The sequence below is a fragment of the Roseovarius arcticus genome (assembly GCF_006125015.1).
Taxonomy (GTDB): domain Bacteria; phylum Pseudomonadota; class Alphaproteobacteria; order Rhodobacterales; family Rhodobacteraceae; genus Roseovarius; species Roseovarius arcticus.
Genome location: NZ_SZZN01000001.1, coordinates 1,812,651 through 1,828,077 on the forward strand (window position 1 = coordinate 1,812,651; position 15,427 = coordinate 1,828,077).

Annotated in this window: 13 protein-coding genes; 5 read left to right on the forward strand and 8 right to left on the reverse strand. The window is 62.7% G+C overall.

Annotated elements, in window-relative coordinates; all coding sequences use genetic code 11:
• Positions 1-59: 59 nt before the first annotated feature.
• The 4 genes from MK6180000_RS08565 to MK6180000_RS08580 form a co-directional block, all read right to left on the reverse strand.
• Positions 60-836, reverse strand: coding sequence for a COG3904 family protein (locus MK6180000_RS08565; RefSeq protein ID WP_138934344.1), 777 nt, complete (start codon positions 834-836; stop codon positions 60-62).
• Positions 833-2,143, reverse strand: coding sequence for a hypothetical protein (locus MK6180000_RS08570; RefSeq protein WP_138934345.1), 1,311 nt, complete (start codon positions 2,141-2,143; stop codon positions 833-835). The genes MK6180000_RS08565 and MK6180000_RS08570 overlap by 4 nt, the downstream gene beginning before the upstream one ends.
• 65 nt (positions 2,144-2,208) lie before the next feature.
• Positions 2,209-2,940, reverse strand: a complete 732-nt coding sequence (locus MK6180000_RS08575) for a maleate cis-trans isomerase family protein (protein WP_138934346.1) — start codon at positions 2,938-2,940, stop codon at positions 2,209-2,211.
• Positions 2,940-4,049 (reverse strand): anhydro-N-acetylmuramic acid kinase, encoded by a 1,110-nt coding sequence (locus MK6180000_RS08580; protein WP_138934347.1) that lies wholly within the window; start codon positions 4,047-4,049, stop codon positions 2,940-2,942. The genes MK6180000_RS08575 and MK6180000_RS08580 overlap by 1 nt, the downstream gene beginning before the upstream one ends.
• A 63-nt stretch (positions 4,050-4,112) precedes the next feature.
• On the opposite strand from MK6180000_RS08580, the gene tyrS reads away from it, so the two are divergent.
• Positions 4,113-5,363, forward strand: coding sequence for a tyrosine--tRNA ligase (gene tyrS, locus MK6180000_RS08585; RefSeq protein ID WP_138934348.1), 1,251 nt, complete (start codon positions 4,113-4,115; stop codon positions 5,361-5,363).
• Between the two features lie 70 nt (positions 5,364-5,433).
• Here the strand turns inward: tyrS and aroB are convergent, their stop codons facing one another.
• Positions 5,434-6,546, reverse strand: a complete 1,113-nt coding sequence (gene aroB, locus MK6180000_RS08590; protein ID WP_138934349.1) for a 3-dehydroquinate synthase — start codon at positions 6,544-6,546, stop codon at positions 5,434-5,436.
• Positions 6,543-7,049 (reverse strand): shikimate kinase, encoded by a 507-nt coding sequence (locus MK6180000_RS08595; protein ID WP_246040604.1) that lies wholly within the window; start codon positions 7,047-7,049, stop codon positions 6,543-6,545. The genes aroB and MK6180000_RS08595 overlap by 4 nt, the downstream gene beginning before the upstream one ends.
• 186 nt (positions 7,050-7,235) lie before the next feature.
• Here MK6180000_RS08595 and MK6180000_RS20300 point away from each other — a divergent pair, with 186 nt between their 5' ends.
• The 4 genes from MK6180000_RS20300 to MK6180000_RS08610 all read left to right on the forward strand — a co-directional run bounded on the left by MK6180000_RS20300 (position 7,236) and on the right by MK6180000_RS08610 (position 11,357).
• Positions 7,236-7,385: a hypothetical protein gene (locus tag MK6180000_RS20300; RefSeq protein WP_171054584.1), complete on the forward strand. Its 150-nt coding sequence runs from the start codon at positions 7,236-7,238 to the stop codon at positions 7,383-7,385.
• Positions 7,375-8,919 carry a hypothetical protein gene (locus MK6180000_RS08600; RefSeq protein WP_246040467.1) on the forward strand — a complete coding sequence of 515 codons (1,545 nt, stop codon included), beginning with the start codon at positions 7,375-7,377 and terminating at the stop codon, positions 8,917-8,919. Before MK6180000_RS20300 ends, MK6180000_RS08600 begins: the two co-directional genes overlap by 11 nt.
• Positions 8,916-9,887 (forward strand): tyrosine recombinase, encoded by a 972-nt coding sequence (locus tag MK6180000_RS08605; protein WP_138934350.1) that lies wholly within the window; start codon positions 8,916-8,918, stop codon positions 9,885-9,887. Before MK6180000_RS08600 ends, MK6180000_RS08605 begins: the two co-directional genes overlap by 4 nt.
• A 162-nt stretch (positions 9,888-10,049) precedes the next feature.
• Positions 10,050-11,357, forward strand: a complete 1,308-nt coding sequence (locus MK6180000_RS08610) for an HlyC/CorC family transporter (RefSeq protein ID WP_138934351.1) — start codon at positions 10,050-10,052, stop codon at positions 11,355-11,357.
• A 14-nt stretch (positions 11,358-11,371) separates the two neighbouring features.
• Here the strand turns inward: MK6180000_RS08610 and MK6180000_RS08615 are convergent, their stop codons facing one another.
• Positions 11,372-12,856: an inorganic phosphate transporter gene (locus tag MK6180000_RS08615; protein ID WP_138934352.1), complete on the reverse strand. Its 1,485-nt coding sequence runs from the start codon at positions 12,854-12,856 to the stop codon at positions 11,372-11,374.
• Between the two features lie 116 nt (positions 12,857-12,972).
• Entirely contained in the window at positions 12,973-15,393 is a 2,421-nt protein-coding gene (locus tag MK6180000_RS08620; protein ID WP_138934353.1) for a GcvT family protein, read from the reverse strand.
• Between the last annotated feature and the right edge of the window lie 34 nt (positions 15,394-15,427).

Consider the following 15,427-nt stretch of genomic DNA (forward strand, 5'->3'; position numbering starts at 1 on the left):
GCGCGCCTATCCATTCTTCTTGCTCTAAAATATCCCCCGCGCGGAGCGCTCTTGCCGCCTCACTCCTCGCCGCCAGTCGTAATCAGGCGATACTCCAGCAACTCCTCCGGCAGCAGCACATAGATATCATCCGGCGCCGTCGCCAGCGCGGGCCGCATCAGACGGATATCGACGTCCATGTCGCCCAGATACTCCATCACCTCGCCTTGCCCGCGCTGGATATCCTCAACTGCCAGAAACGCGGGCAGAACCGTATTCTTGCCAAAATAGTGCTGGTGAACACCCACCTGCGCGCCTTCCCCGGCCCCGCGCTCCACCCCGGCGGCCAGAACATAGGGGCAAGCCGAGAAGCATACGTCGCCTGCCTCCACCACAGTTGAGAGTTCTGCCGCGCGGATGCTGCGCCCTACGCGCAGCGCGTCGCGCACCGATCCGCCGGGGCTATTCAGCGCCACGCGCTCCAGCCCGGCCTCGGCCTCCAGCCGTTCGGCCAGACGCGCGTCATCGCCCGGCGCGATGCTGCCCGTCAGGCGCAGGATGCCTCCATCGCGTACGAATTCCAGCCGACTAGGCATGTCACCGGTGTTGCGGTAAGGGCGCTCCGGCGCTCCGGGGCCGCGCGGCGGCAGAGGTGTGTCGCGGGGCGCATAGCGGCGCGTCTGATCACCGGGCGCCACGGGGCTGTCCATGCCCGGCGCGCCTGACGGCCAGCCAAGGCGCGGCAGCGCACCCAGCACGTCAGATCCGGCTAGGAGCCCTGCCATGACCAGCTGCAATCCCAGCACCGCAAAGAGAACGCGCTTCGCACCCCATGCCTGCTTCGCCTCGTCACTCATGATGCGGCGTCCGCGCCGTTAGTGTGTTTGTCGGCGTTTATGACTGGCGTCATCGGTGGCACCGGGCGGCGCACCTCGTCCATCTCGTGCAGCACCATCATCGCCGCGCGCAGCTCTGACAGCGTCAGCGTCTGCTCGATTCCCACGCCTTCGCGCCCCGACCTGATAGCCGCCTGCGCGACCATCAAGATGAACACCAGCACGGCCGGCAGTAAATCAATGGCAATAGCACCCGCCCATGACGGCGCAAAATTGCCCGCATAACGGATCACTGCATCCGCCGTCGAAATAGGTGTGTAGGTCGTGTCGGCAGGCGGCGGCATCGCCACAACTGTATTGGCGGCGCTGCGCAGCGTATCGGCGCGCTGGCCCAGCACCTCAAGCACGGAGGTAATCGTGCTTTGCTGATCGCCGCGCGCGCTATCGCTGCGCCCGTCCAGTTCTGGCAGCACGACCGACGCGGCCAGATCCTGCGCGGCGCGCGACACCAGCGGCGCAACTGATAGCTGCCGCAGTTGGGTGATCAAGCCTGCCAGCCTAACCGCCTCCTCCGAAAACAGGACCGAGCGCGGCTCGACCGGCCCCGGCTCCACCGTCAGCGCACGCATCCGGCTAAGAATCGCGTTGCCCTCGACAAACGCGCCGTCGACAAGCGGCTGCTGGGTGGCGATCTGCGCCTCCAACCCGCGCAGCTCATCCGCCTTTTGCGATAGCACGCGGAACACGGCGCCGCGCCCGGCAAGGCCGGACAGATCGCCGCTCGCCTCCTGCGCGCTCAGATCCTCGAACGACTGGCGCACGCGGGCCACATCGCGCTCCAGCCCTTGAGCTGACACGGCGATCAGGTTCGCCTGCTCCAATGAGGCCTGATAACTCTGCACCGTCTTGGCCAGATGCTGCTCCACTGCCGCAGACCCGGCCAGCGCGGCCGCATTAAGCCATGATGACATGGCAATGATCGCCAGCGATCCGATTCCCATCGACACCAAAAGGCCGATGCGCGACGCCATAGTGCGCACCGCAGGTAGCAGCCGCATCAGGTAGGACCAGAACACAAAGATGCCAACCGACACGGCGATGGAATAGGACGCAGCGGCAAAGAAACTAAGCGCGCCGTTATCATCCAGCAGGGACGACACGCCCAGATACGTATAGATGCCCGACGCCGTCGCCAGCACCCCAAGGGCCGCGCCGGTGATGCTGTCCAGCCATCGCACATGGCCCTCCAGCTCGGCGGCATAGCGCACGCCTCGCGCCTCAGCTTGTGAAATATGAGGCTGCGTCTTCTGTGCCTTGCTGTCGGTCATGCATTCGTTCCTTTGTCACCTGCCCCTATATGGGGCCGCGCGCCGCTATGGCAAAGTGCGAGCGTTTATCTGTCAAAGAGCAGCCCAGGCCCCCAGCCAACCGCATCTACCCCCGCCAGCCGCAGCATGTGCCACATCAGCGCCTGATTGGACGTAACGACGGGCAGGCCTGACAGCGCCTCGACCTCTTTGATGATCGGGTAAGTCTGCAAATTCGTGCAGCTGGCGAAAAGCGCGTCGATACCCGGGGTATTGGCGGCCTCCAGCAGTGCCGCGCGGGTCGAGGCGGGGTCAATCCGCGCCACACGCCTGTCGTCGCCCTCGGCAAAGCTGACCTCTGCCAGCGTCTCGATCCCATTAGTGGCCAGCAGCGCGCGCATCGGCGCGGTGACGCTGGCGACGTAGGGCGTGACCATGCCAATGTGGCGCGCGCCTAAATGGCCTAACGCGGCAATCACGGCGCTGATCGGATCAGTGACGGCGGCGCTTGGATGTTTGCTGCGCACCTGCGCGGCGACGCGGGCCTGTCCGATAACGGTCGCGCCGGATGTGCAGCCGTAGCCGATCACATCAAGCCCGGCGGGCAGCAGCGCGGCGGCGATGGGCATGTCTGCGTCCATCTGTGCAAGGGTCGCGGGGGTAATCTCGCTTTGCATCGGGATGCGCGTATGCAGCAGTTGCACGTCGCGCCCTGCCAGCACTTGCCGCGCCTCAAACTCCAGCGTCTCATCGGTCGCCAGCACGATCAGGCCCAGCCGCGCGCCCCCGCCAGCGCCATTGTTCGACACGTACTTCATCAGGCAGCCTCTGGCCGGCTTAGCGTTCCACCCGATACCGCGGCGCGAACGCCCGTGGTGTTGGCGCAGGACGTGGGCAGCCCGCGCGCGACCCGCACGGCGAGGTATCCGAACGCCTGCGCCTCCAGCATGTCACCGTCCAGCCCGACATCCTCGACCGGCGCCACATCGCAGTCGAGCGCCGCGCGCAGCATATCCATCATCACCGGATTATGCCGCCCGCCGCCCGTGACCAGCAGGCGGCTGGGTGGCTCGGGGCAATGCTCCATCCCGCGCATGACACCTGCGGCGGACATCGCCGTCAGGGTCGCGGCGGCATCGGCATCGCTGAGCTCGCCTACAAGGCCGATCATGTCGGCAAAGGCATCCCGGTCCAGCGATTTGGGCGGCATCTTGAGAAAATACGCCTCATCGAGGAACATCTCTAGAGCGCCCTCGGCGACTGTACCCGCGCGCGCCAGCCTGCCGCCTTTGTCAAAGGGCAATCCGCACCTGGCCATCATCAAATCATTGATCGGCGCATTTGCCGGCCCGGTGTCAAAGGCAATCAGCGCACCCGCATCCTCGGGGCGTCTGACGCTCGGATCGACCCAAGTCAGATTGCCCACACCGCCCAGATTGAGAAACGCGGTAGGCGTCTGGGCGTCGATATAGCGCGCACAGGCAAAATGAAAAAACGGTGCCAGCGGTGCGCCCTGCCCGCCAAGGCGCACATCGGCGCTGCGAAAATCCCAAACCACCGGCAGCCCCAGCGCACCCGCCAGTTCCGCACCATCGCCCAGTTGGTGCGTACCGCGTCCATGCGGGTCATGCGCCAATGTCTGGCCGTGAAATCCAACAAGATCGGCGTCAAAGCCGCTCAGCGCCTCAATGTGCGCCTGCATAACGACGTCGTGGGCAGCGTCCAGATTGTCGCCCGGCCAACGGCCTAATGCGGCGCTCAGGACCGCCTGCTCGGCCGGCGAATAGGCGCGATAACGGCTTCCGCCATAGCTATGGATGACTTCGCCGTCCGTCTCAATCAGGGCGGCATCGACGCCGTCCAGTGACGTCCCAGACATCGACCCCAGCGCCCATAGGCTGCCACCGTGGTTTTCGGGCCTCAACATGGTCTTTTCCTTTGCCCTATCCGCACCTATACATGCCGCGCAAAGCAATCCGGGACAAGCGCCATGACCTATCACCCCAAATCTGAATTCCTGAACGTGATGGTGTCGCGCGGCTATCTGGCCGATTGCACCGATATGCAGGGGCTGGATGACCAGCTAATGGCGGGCGTTGTGCCAACCTATATCGGCTATGACGCGACCGCCAAATCGCTGCATATTGGCCACCTGCTGAACATCATGATGCTGCGCTGGCTGCAAAAGACGGGGCACAAGCCCATCACCTTGATGGGCGGCGGCACGACCAAAGTCGGCGATCCCAGCTTTCGCTCGGACGAGCGGCCGTTGCTGACGCCAGAGGTCATCGACGATAATATCAGCGGGATGCAGCAGGTTTTCGCACGATACCTGTCATACGGTGACGGCGCGACCGACGCGATAATGGTCAACAATGCTGAATGGCTGGACGGGCTGAACTACCTCGACTTTCTGCGCGACATCGGGCGGCATTTTTCGGTCAACCGTATGCTGTCATTCGAGAGCGTGAAATCACGGCTGGATCGCGAGCAATCACTCAGCTTTCTTGAATTCAACTATATGATCTTGCAAGCCTATGATTTTATGGAGCTTAATCGCCGCTACGGCTGCGCGTTGCAAATGGGCGGCTCGGATCAGTGGGGCAATATCGTCAATGGCATCGACCTGACGCGCCGCGTGATTGACGGACATGTATTTGGCCTGACTTCGCCGCTTCTGACCACATCGGATGGCAAGAAAATGGGCAAATCCGCGGATGGGGCGGTTTGGCTGAACGCCGACATGTGCGCGCCCTACACGTTCTGGCAATTCTGGCGCAACACCACCGATGCCGACACAGGGCGTTTCCTGAAGTTGTATACCGAGTTGCCCCTAGACGAATGTGAGCGGCTAGGCGCGCTGGGGGGCTCTGACATAAATGAGGCCAAGGTTATTTTAGCCAATGAAGTGACGAGGTTAGTACACGGTATTGATGCGGCGAATGCCGCTGAGGCGACGGCACGCGAAGTGTTTGAAAAGGGCGGCGTTGGCGACGACCTTCCGACACTGGTTGTGGAGGCCAGCGAGGCGGCGGAGGGTATATCCATCGTGCAGCTGATCGTCCGCGCCGGGCTGGCAAAGTCCGGCAAAGACGCCAAGCGGTTGATTGCAGAGAACGGCGCGCGGATGAACGACGCCCCGCTGGAGGATGCAGGGCTGATGATCGACACCGCCGCATTGGCGCAGCCGATCAAGCTGAGCGCTGGCAAGAAGCGTCATGCGCTGGTGAAATTGGGTTAAAGCATCACATCCAGTTCCCGCGCCAGGTAACCGGTTTTACGTAATTATCTCTGAGATAAACGGTGCGCGTTTATCGGGATGCAAGCGCGTCCTGCAGGACCGAAAGGACAGCGTCGTGCGGGACGTCTGACGTTACAAACGCCTCGCCGATATCTCGCGCGAGGACGAAATGCAGCTTGCCCTCCTGCACTTTTTTATCCTGCGCCATGAGCGCCAGAAGGGCATTTGCATCCGGCAAATCACCTTCAATATCAGATAGATCTACCTTCATGTTCATGTTCGTCAGATGAGCACGGACACGGCTGGGTGTTTCCTGCGGGCACAGCCCAAGGCGCGCCGAAAGCTCGAACGCCAGCGCACAGCCAATCGCGACGCCCTCACCATGAAGCAGACGACCCGAGTAACCAGTCGCGGCCTCTAGCGCGTGGCCGAAGGTATGACCGAGGTTCAGCAACGCGCGGTCGCCCTGCTCAGTCTCGTCGCGCGCGACGATGTCCGCTTTCATCTGAACAGATCGGGAAACGGCATAGATCCGTGCATCGACATCGCCTGCAGCCATGCTTGGCGCGTGGCCCTCAAGCCAATCAAAGAAGGCAGCATCGCCAAGCAACCCGTACTTTACGACTTCGCCGTAACCTGCCAGAAAGTCACGATTTTTCATCGTCGCCAACATGTCAGTATCCGCCAACACAAGGCTAGGCTGATGAAAGGCGCCGATCAGGTTTTTCCCCCGGCTTGAATTGATGCCTGTTTTGCCACCGACTGAGCTGTCGACCTGCGCCAACAGGCTGGTGGGGATCTGAACAAAGCGCACCCCGCGCCTAAGGATCGCAGCCGCGAATCCAACCAGGTCACCGATCACGCCGCCGCCAAAGGCGATAACAACGTCGCCGCGCTCAATCTGCGCCTCCAGCAGCCATTCCGTCGTCCGCTCCAACTGGACCCAGCATTTTGTGGCCTCGCCGGGTGGTAGCGCGAGCGATGTCAGTTCGATACCGCTTGCAGCGAGTCCTGAGCGCAGGGCATCCAAATGGAGGGCGCCGACCGCCTCATCGGTGACGACAGCCACGCGCGGGCGGCGCAGGAGCGGCGCGATCAGCGTGCCGGACTGCACCAGCAGGCCGGGACCTACAAGCACGTCATATGCGCGCGCACCAAGCGGGACGTGGATGATATTGCTCATATGCTTTCCAATACATGAGGGCGCGCGGCGAGCGCCTCCATCACGCGGGTCGCCATCGTTTCGACGGAGTAACCGGTATGCGAGACGACTTCGATATCGGCCAGCGCATAGATCGGCACGCGGGTCTCGTATAGCTCGCGCAGCGTTGCGCGCGGATCGGGCGTGCGCAGCAGCGGCCGTGTGTCCTTGTTTTTGACCCGGCTCCACAGCAGGGGCAAATCGGCGTTCAGCCAGACCGACACGCCCTTGTCCGCGATGACGGCGCGGTTGCGCTCTTGCAGGAACGCGCCGCCCCCGGTGGACAAAATACTGCACTCTGCCGATAATAAGCGGCTGATCACCTCCGTCTCGCGGCAGCGAAAGAACGCCTCGCCGTCGCGCGCAAAAATCTCAGAGATGCTGCGCGCCGCCGCAGATTCGATTTCGGCGTCGGAATCGCGAAACTGCACGCCCAAACGCGCGGCCAGCGCCTTGCCGACAGCGGTTTTGCCCGCGCCCATCATACCGACCAGCACGACCGTTTTCTTCAAAGATCCAGCCGCGTTTTCGGCCACTTTCGGCACTCCCCCGCCCAAAATGGACAATACGGCATTGAATGACGTGATATTGCCCAAAATGCCAGTTATAAGTTGATCAAAGCGGACAAAACCGCAGGCAAAACCGCAGATAAACCGGCAGGCAGGCTCATCGTGTTTAGACTCATCAAGTGGTTGTTTTACCTCGCAATCCTCGCGTTCATCGCGCTGGTTGGCTACGCGTATCTCGGCCCGTTCTTTGGCGCCGACTTTCGCCCCCCCGAAAGCGAGATTCGCCAGGACATCTTGCTAGATGCGCAGTGATGCGGCGCGGGCTGCGGCGGCGTTAGTCGCACTGGCCATCACGCTACCGGGGCCTATATCGGCCCAAGGCGTCGGCCCAAGGCCGTTATCGGCCATCGACTGGCTGGGCCAGGATTTGCCCGGCGCGGCATCCCTTCCCCAGCGTCCTGCCATCAGCGAGCCGCCCGTGGCAGGCGCAGTGAGCATACCCGACATTGCAATGACACCGCTGGGGGCCGCGACCAGTGGTGCTGTCGGCCTGCTGCCCACTTCCGTCACAGGCCTCCCGGCCCACATGTGGGCCGCGAGTGATGCGCGCGATCTGGACGCGCTTTGGGCGCGCGCGCGCCAGCAGCCACTGCCTGCAATCGGCGCGCTCTACCATACTCTGCTGTTGGCCGAGGCCGATCCGCCGCGCGGCGGCGAGGACGGGTTTTTAGGAACGCGCGTGGCTATGCTGCGCCGCTTTGGCGCGGTTGATCCGGCGCTAGGGCTGCTGGCGCGGGCGGGGCCAAACGTGCCAGCGCTCTTTACGCTATGGTTCGATCTGTCGCTATTGGACGGGGCCGAGGCTGCGGCCTGTACCGCCCTACGCGATGCGCCTGGCCTGATGCGCGATGATGGCGCCAAGATTTATTGCAGCGCCTTGACCGGCGATTGGCGCACGGCTGCGCTCTTGTTTGATACCGGCACTGCGCTGGGAACGATAACAGGCAGCAATGCCACGCTGCTGGCGCAGTTTCTGGATGCCGAACTCGCCGAGGAGGCCGCCGTGCCCCCGCCCAGTGCGGCGCCCACCCCGCTGGAGTTTCGCCTGTTCGAGGCGATTGGCACACCTCTGTCGACGCGCGGCCTTCCGATTGCCTTTGCGATGGCGGATCTGCGCGGCACGGCCGGCTGGCGGGCCGAGATTGAGGCGGCCGAGCGACTGACGCGCGCGGGCGCCCTTGCACCGGGCCGCCTGATGGGTCTCTACACTCGACAGCGTCCTGCCGCGTCAGGCGGCGTCTGGGACCGAGCCAACGCGGTGCAGACGCTGGACGCCGCGCTGGATGCGCGCGACCCAGTGCGCAGCGCCGCCGCACTGATGGCCGCGTGGGCGCATATGCGCAGCGAAGGGTTGGAAGTGCCGTTCGCAGATATCTTTGGCGCGCGCCTTGCCCAGATCGACCTGCCCGCCAAAGCGCAGGCGCTGGCCACCCAGATCCGCCTTTTATCGCCTGACTATGAGGCGGCGGCAGATGGGGCGGGCAGCGACGCCTTTCTGGCTGGTCTGGCGCACGGCAGGCCAGACGCCAAGCTGGCAGCAGACACCACCGAACGCGCTATCGCCGATGCCTTTTCCACGCCGCCCATTCCCGCGCCCGAACATGCCGCGCTGATTGCCGAGGGCAAGCTGGGCGAGGCAATTCTGTCTGCTGCCCTGCAATTCGACCGCGCCGACGACGATCCCGGCGAAATGGCCAGCGCACTGGGTACGCTGCGCGCGGTCGGACTAGAGGATACCGCCCGGCGCGCAGCGTTGCAGGCGCTGATACTGGCGGACGGCGGATGAGCAACGCCGCACACTGGACCGAGGCGTTTCTGGAGGCACAAGCCGCCGAGCAGGGCGCCGCGCGCAACACGCTAGAGGCCTACGCGCGCGATCTGGCTGATTACGGTGCTTGGCTGGTGCGAAAAAAACTAGCGCCGGACACTGCCCAGCAATCAGATATTGAACGCTACCTCGTCGATCTGGAGGCGCAGGGACTAGCCAAATCCACCCGCGCGCGCCGACTGTCGGCGGTCAAGCAGCTCTACCGCTTTGCGTTCGAGGATCGTTTGCGCGCTGACAACCCAGCGATGCAGATCAAGGGGCCGGGCCGCGACGCCCGCCTGCCCAAGACGCTAAGCGAGGAAGAGGTCGACCGCCTGCTGGCTGCCAGCCGCGAGGTGGGGCGCAATGCGCGCGATCGCTGCCGCAACACCTGCCTGATGGAGCTGCTCTACGCCACCGGGATGCGCGTGACCGAGCTGGTGTCGCTGCCTATCGCGGCCGCGCGCGGCAATCCCCAGATGCTGATGATCCGCGGCAAGGGCGGCAAGGAGCGGATGGTGCCCCTGTCGCCCCCGGCCCGCGCAGCCGTGCAGGTGTGGCTAGAAATGCTGGACGCAAGCGCCGAGGCAGACCGAGCCAACGGTAAGGCGCAGTCGCCTTATATGTTCGCCTCATCCGGCAAGGCAGGCCATCTGACACGCCACCGTTTTTATGTGCTGATCAAAGAGTTGGCAGTGCAAGGCGGCGTCAGCCCCGCCAAGGTCACGCCGCACACGCTGCGCCATGCCTTTGCCACGCATCTACTGGCCAATGGCGCCGATCTGATGGCTATTCAGGCGCTGCTGGGCCATGCGGACGTCGCCACGACCGAGATTTACACGCACGTTCTGGATGCCCGCTTGCAAGCCTTGGTGCTGGAACATCACCCCCTGTCGGAGGCAGCGACGCGTAAATCCGCCAACAGCATATCCTCGGACGGCCAGTAGCCGGGGGCAAGCGCAGTCTCATAACTCTGAGCCAAGCCCGCCAAACAGCGGCAGCGGGGTGTCTTGCACCCCCAGATCGATCCACCTCATATACCATGATCTCTTGATCGTGCGCGCCGCGCACCGCATAACGCGTCCTATACAGAAGGACACAGAAGACCAATGGAAGCGATAAGCGAGATATTCGACGCCTCGTTCTGGATCACCGCAGCCGCCATTCTGGCGCTGCTGGTCCTCTCGGGCTTATTCTCGGGTAGTGAGACGGCGCTGACGGCAGCCTCGCGCGGCAAGCTGCGCGCGCGCGCCGACAAGGGCGACAAGGGCGCCGAACGCGCGCTGGTCATAACCGAAGATAACGAGCGGCTGATCGGTTCGGTCCTCTTGGGCAACAATCTGGTGAACATCCTCGCCACATCGCTGGCGACGGCCTTGTTTACCCGGATATTCGGGGAATCGGGCGTGGCGTTAGCGACGATTGTGATGACCCTGCTCGTCCTGATCTTTGCCGAGGTGCTGCCCAAGACATATGCAATCACTAATTCTGAGGTTGCCGCGTCCCGCGTTGCGCCCGCGATCACGATCGTCATTCGCCTCTTCTCGCCGGTCGTGTCGGCTGTCCGGCTTCTTGTGCGTCTTATCCTGCGCCTTTTTGGCGTCAAGACCGATCCCGATGGCCAGATCCTCGCAGTCCGCGAAGAAATCGCCGGCGCTCTTTATCTGGGCCACTCCGAGGGCGTCGTTGAAAAGGAGGATCGCGACCGCATATTGGGCGCGCTGGATCTGGGCCAGCGGGCCGTTGAGGAAATCATGCGCCACCGCAGCGAGATCGAGATGATCAATGCCGGATTGGATCCTGTCGCGATCCTTGATCAGTGCCTGAAATCACCCCATACCCGCCTGCCCGTCTACGTAGACGATCCGGACAATATCATCGGTATTGTCCACGCCAAGGATCTGCTGCGCGCCATGCACAAGCTTGCGCTCGGCGAGGGTGGCAGCACGAATGCGTGGCGCACATTTGACATCACATCGGTGGTGATGAAGCCCTATTTCGTGCCAGAAACGACGACCTTGGACGATCAGATGCGCCAGTTTCTGCGGATGCGTACGCATTTCGCGCTGGTGGTGGACGAATACGGATCGCTTCAGGGCCTTATCACGCTTGAGGATATCCTAGAGGAGATCGTGGGCGAGATCACCGACGAGTTCGACACCGACGCCGAGCATCCCATCAAGCGTGGCGAGGATGGTCAGTACCTAGTCGACGGCGCCATGACGATTCGCGACCTGAACCGCGCCACAGACTGGTCCCTGCCCGATGATGCCGCCAACACCATCGCCGGACTGGTCATTCACGAGGCGCAGATGATCCCGAAGGTGAACCAAGTGTTCAACTTTCACGGCTTCAGGTTCGAAGTGCTGGCACGCAAGGCCAATCGGATTACGCGGCTAAAGATCGGGAAGGTTTGAGGCCCGGTGCCGCCCTAGCCCACGACCGTGTTGATCAGGACAAAGATCACGCCGGACAGAGTGGCTGCTGCAGGCACGGTTATGATCCATGCCGCGATGATGGTCATGAAATGCGAGCGCCGCACCAGCTTGCGGCGACGCCGCTCTTCGGGGGCAAAGGTGGTCTTGTCTGGCATATCCAGCCGCGCCTTGCGAATGCGCCGCTCGGTATCCCATTCGCGAAAAAATCCGACACCAAATACCCCGCCAACAGCGATGTGCGTCGAACTGACGGGCAGGCCCAGCCAGCTGGCTATGATTACCGTGATTGCCGCCGATAATGCGACGCAATAGGCGCGCATCGGGTTCAGCTTGGTGATTTGGCCGCCGACCATGCGGATCAGCTTGGGCCCAAAAAGGAAGAGGCCAAAGGATATACCGAACGCCCCAATCACCATCACCCAGAACGGCAGGCTGACCGCGTCTGTGAAGCTGCCCGATTGCGAAGCCTGCACAATTGCGGCGAGCGGCCCCACCGCATTGGCCACATCATTTGCCCCATGCGCAAAGCTGAGCAGCGCCGCAGATATGACGAGCGGAATTCCGAATAGCACCTTGAGCGATTTGTTCCGATTCTCCAGCCCGTGCGACTGCCGCCGGATCAGGGGAATCATCACCAGCCAGACGGCTACGCCCATCACCGCCCCAATCAGCAGGGCGGAGGGTAAATTGATGTCAATCAGATGCTTCAGCCCCTTCAGCGCCAGATAGGAGGTGAATGCGCCCGCCATGATGCCGACCAATACAGGCACCCAGACACGCGCGGCTGCAATCTTGTCCTCGCGGTAGATGATGCGCGATTTTATCAGCCACAGGAATCCTGCTGCGACTGCCCCGCCCAGTATCGGCGAAATCACCCAACTGGCCGCAATCGCGCCCATGGTTGGCCAGTTGACTGCAGCAAACCCGGCGGCGGCAATGCCTGCCCCCATAACGCCGCCCACCACCGAATGTGTGGTCGATACTGGCGCCCCGATCCACGTCGCAAGGTTAACCCACAGCGCTGCCGACAACAGCGCAGCCATCATCGCCCAGATAAAGACCGAAGCGGTTCCCATGCTTTCGGGCGCTATAATGCCCTTGGCGATGGTCGACACCACGTCGCCGCCCGCAATCAACGCGCCTGCACTCTCGAATATGACGGCAATGGCGATGGCGCCGCCCATCGTCAGCGCATTGGCACCGACTGCGGGGCCCATATTATTGGCCACATCGTTGGCCCCGATGTTCAGCGCCATATACGCGCCCAGACAGGTCGCGATAACGACGATCATCGCATTGCTGCTATGCCCGAAAAACAGCATCGCGGCGATACCGGCCAGCAATACGAACACCAGCGCAATGCCCGGCCCAACCATGGGACGCGCCACATAGGCCGTCGCCACTTCGAGGTTGGAGTAGCGCGCCAGATCGCGGTCCAGCGTATCGAGGTGGCGCGGATCGCCCTGCCCGTCGGTCATGTCAATCATCCCCTTGGTTGGGTGGGACGACTAGCGCCGATGGGGCAACCAAGGCAACCGCACAATTCAAGGTTGGGGAGAAAACCTGCACTATTTCTGCTGCGTGTGGCCCGGAGCTACCCCCGCAAGATCGCCCCGCTTGCATCAAATGGCGGCTCGGCCAAGATCACCGCCTTATGCGGACGGCCCAGTACCATCACCTCGACGCTATCGCCGGGCACCGCGCCCTTCACGTAACCCAGTGCCAGACTCATCCCGACCGAATAACCGTAAGCGCCCGATGTCACGCGCCCGATACCTTTCCCGTCCTTGAAAATCGGCTCGCCCCCGGTCGCGTCAGCGTTTGAGGCAGCGGTATCTGCCTCATCCAGCTGCAGCAGAACCAGCGTTTCGCGCGGGTCCTTTGCCAAGACGCCCGCCACCGCGTCCTTGTGCAGGAAATCCTTGTTCATTTTGACCAGCCCTGCCAGCCCTACCTCTTGCGGCCAATATTCGGGGCTGTATTCGCGCGACCAACTGCCATAGCCCTTTTCGATTCGCAGGCTCATCAGGGCACGGCTACCCACGGGGCCTGCGCCAACCTCGCGCCCCGCCTCCAGCAGCGCGGTATAGAGCTGCACCTGATCGGCGGCGGCGCAGTGCAGCTCCCACCCCAGATCACCGGTAAAGCTGACGCGCAGGGCGAGGCAATCCACCCCGGCCAGTTCGATCCTCTGCGAGCGCATAAAGGGGAAATCAGCTGTCGCGAGCGAGGAGTTTGTCAGCCTTTGCAGCATCTCGCGGGATTTCGGCCCGGCCACGTTAAAGCCGCACATCGCCTCGGTCCGGCTCTCGAACAGAGTGCCGTCCGGCAGCGGGACCATCTGGAAAAAGCGCGCATGATAGCGCTCGGCCATGCCCGATCCGATGATGTAGAACTCATCCTCGCCAGTGCGCGTGACGGTAAAATCGCCGGCGATGCCGCCCCGCACCGAAATCAGCGGCGTCAGGCACGACCGGCCCACCGCCTTTGGCATATTGTTGGCAAAAACGGCGTTCAGCCAACCCTCAGCGCCGGCACCTTTGCAGCGGTATTTGGCAAAGTTCGAGATGTCGATGATGCCCGCCGCCTCGCGCAGCATCCGTGCCTCATCCCCAACGGGCGCCCACCAGTTCTGTCGTGTAAATCCATTGGTATCGACTGTGCCGGGCTGGCCTGCGAACCACAAAGGATGCTCCCACCCGTAGTTGAGGCCAAATACGGCGCCCATCTCCTTTTGCATCGCGTAGGCAGGGCGCACGCGGCAAGGGCGGCCTGCCGCGCGTTCCTCATTGGGGAAGTGGATGGCAAAGCGGTTGGCGTATTGATCGCCCACCTTTGCCTTAGTAAATGCTTTGTCCGCCCAGTCGCCAAACCGCGCCATATCCCATGCAAACATATCGTAGCGCATCTCGCCCTCTACGATCCAGTCGGCGACCATGAGGCCCATGCCAGCGGATTGGGAGAAGCCGGGAATGATGCCGTTGCAGCAGAAATAACCCTTTTTCTCGGGCACAGGGCCGAGGATGACGTTGGCGTCCGGGGTCCAGATCATCGGGCCGTTGATGACCCGCTTGATGCCCGCCGCGCCCACCGCTGGCACGCGCTCAATCGCGCGCATCATGTTGTCCTCGATCCGGTCTAGATCATCCGCGAATAGCTCATGTGCGAAATCCAGTGGCGTGCCCTCTTCGGCCCAAAAGCGCATGTTTTTCTCATAAGCGCCGATCAGCAGGCCCTTGCCCTCTTGGCGCAGGTAATATTCGCCGTCGCGGTCCGCGACCGATGGCAGGCGGCGGTCCATGCCAGCGATCTCGGCAATAGTCTCGGTCACGAAATACTGATGCTCGGTTGGTTGCAGGGGTAGAGTGATCCCCGCCAGCGCCGCCACTTCGCGGCCCCAGAGGCCGGCCGCATTTATCACCCAAGGCGTGTGAATGTTGCCCTTAGGCGTTTCCACCATCCACGTCCCGTCTGGCTGCTGCACGGTGGCCGTGACGGGGGTAAAGCGGTGAATTTCCGCCCCTGCCGCCCGGGCGCCCGCCGCATAGGCGCTCGTCACGCCCGAAGGGTCGACGTTGCCGCCATCGGGTTCCCACATGATGCAGCGAATGCCGTCAAAATTGACCAGCGGATGCAGACGTTCAGCCTCGGCGCGGTCGATTTCGTGAAAGTTCATGCCATAGAGCTTGGCCTTGGCCGCCTGAAGGCGCAGCTGATGTTCGCGCGCTTCGGTTTGAGCCAGATAGAGCGAGCCGGGCTGAAATACACCGCAGCTTTGGCCTGTCTCGGCCTCCAACTGGTTATAGAGCGTCATGGTGTAATGCTGCAGGCGGCTGATGTTGGCGCTGTCGTGCAGCCCGTGGATGTTGGCCGCCGCGTGCCAGGTGCTGCCGCTTGTCAGCTCATCACGCTCCAGCAGCACCACATCGGTCCAGCCCAGCTTGGTCAGGTGATAAAGGATTGAGCATCCGATGACGCCCCCGCCGATCACAACGGCCTGTGCGTGGGTTTTCATCATGCTCTCCTTGATGCGATTCGAGGCCAATTTG

Bases quoted from the DNA above. Each gene is read 5' to 3' on its own strand.
- MK6180000_RS08610 (WP_138934351.1), top strand. From the start codon at position 10,050: ATGGAAGCGATAAGCGAGATATTCGACGCCTCGTTCTGGATCACCGCA.
- MK6180000_RS08605 (WP_138934350.1), top strand. From the start codon at position 8,916: ATGAGCAACGCCGCACACTGGACCGAGGCGTTTCTGGAGGCACAAGCC.
- MK6180000_RS08570 (WP_138934345.1), bottom strand. From the start codon at position 2,143: ATGACCGACAGCAAGGCACAGAAGACGCAGCCTCATATTTCACAAGCT.
- MK6180000_RS08620 (WP_138934353.1), bottom strand. From the start codon at position 15,393: ATGAAAACCCACGCACAGGCCGTTGTGATCGGCGGGGGCGTCATCGGA.
- MK6180000_RS08595 (WP_246040604.1), bottom strand. From the start codon at position 7,049: ATGATGGGCGCGGGCAAAACCGCTGTCGGCAAGGCGCTGGCCGCGCGT.
- MK6180000_RS08580 (WP_138934347.1), bottom strand. From the start codon at position 4,049: ATGTTGAGGCCCGAAAACCACGGTGGCAGCCTATGGGCGCTGGGGTCG.
- MK6180000_RS08600 (WP_246040467.1), top strand. From the start codon at position 7,375: ATGCGCAGTGATGCGGCGCGGGCTGCGGCGGCGTTAGTCGCACTGGCC.
- MK6180000_RS08615 (WP_138934352.1), bottom strand. From the start codon at position 12,856: ATGACCGACGGGCAGGGCGATCCGCGCCACCTCGATACGCTGGACCGC.
- aroB (WP_138934349.1), bottom strand. From the start codon at position 6,546: ATGAGCAATATCATCCACGTCCCGCTTGGTGCGCGCGCATATGACGTG.
- MK6180000_RS08575 (WP_138934346.1), bottom strand. From the start codon at position 2,940: ATGAAGTACGTGTCGAACAATGGCGCTGGCGGGGGCGCGCGGCTGGGC.
- tyrS (WP_138934348.1), top strand. From the start codon at position 4,113: ATGACCTATCACCCCAAATCTGAATTCCTGAACGTGATGGTGTCGCGC.
- MK6180000_RS08565 (WP_138934344.1), bottom strand. From the start codon at position 836: ATGAGTGACGAGGCGAAGCAGGCATGGGGTGCGAAGCGCGTTCTCTTT.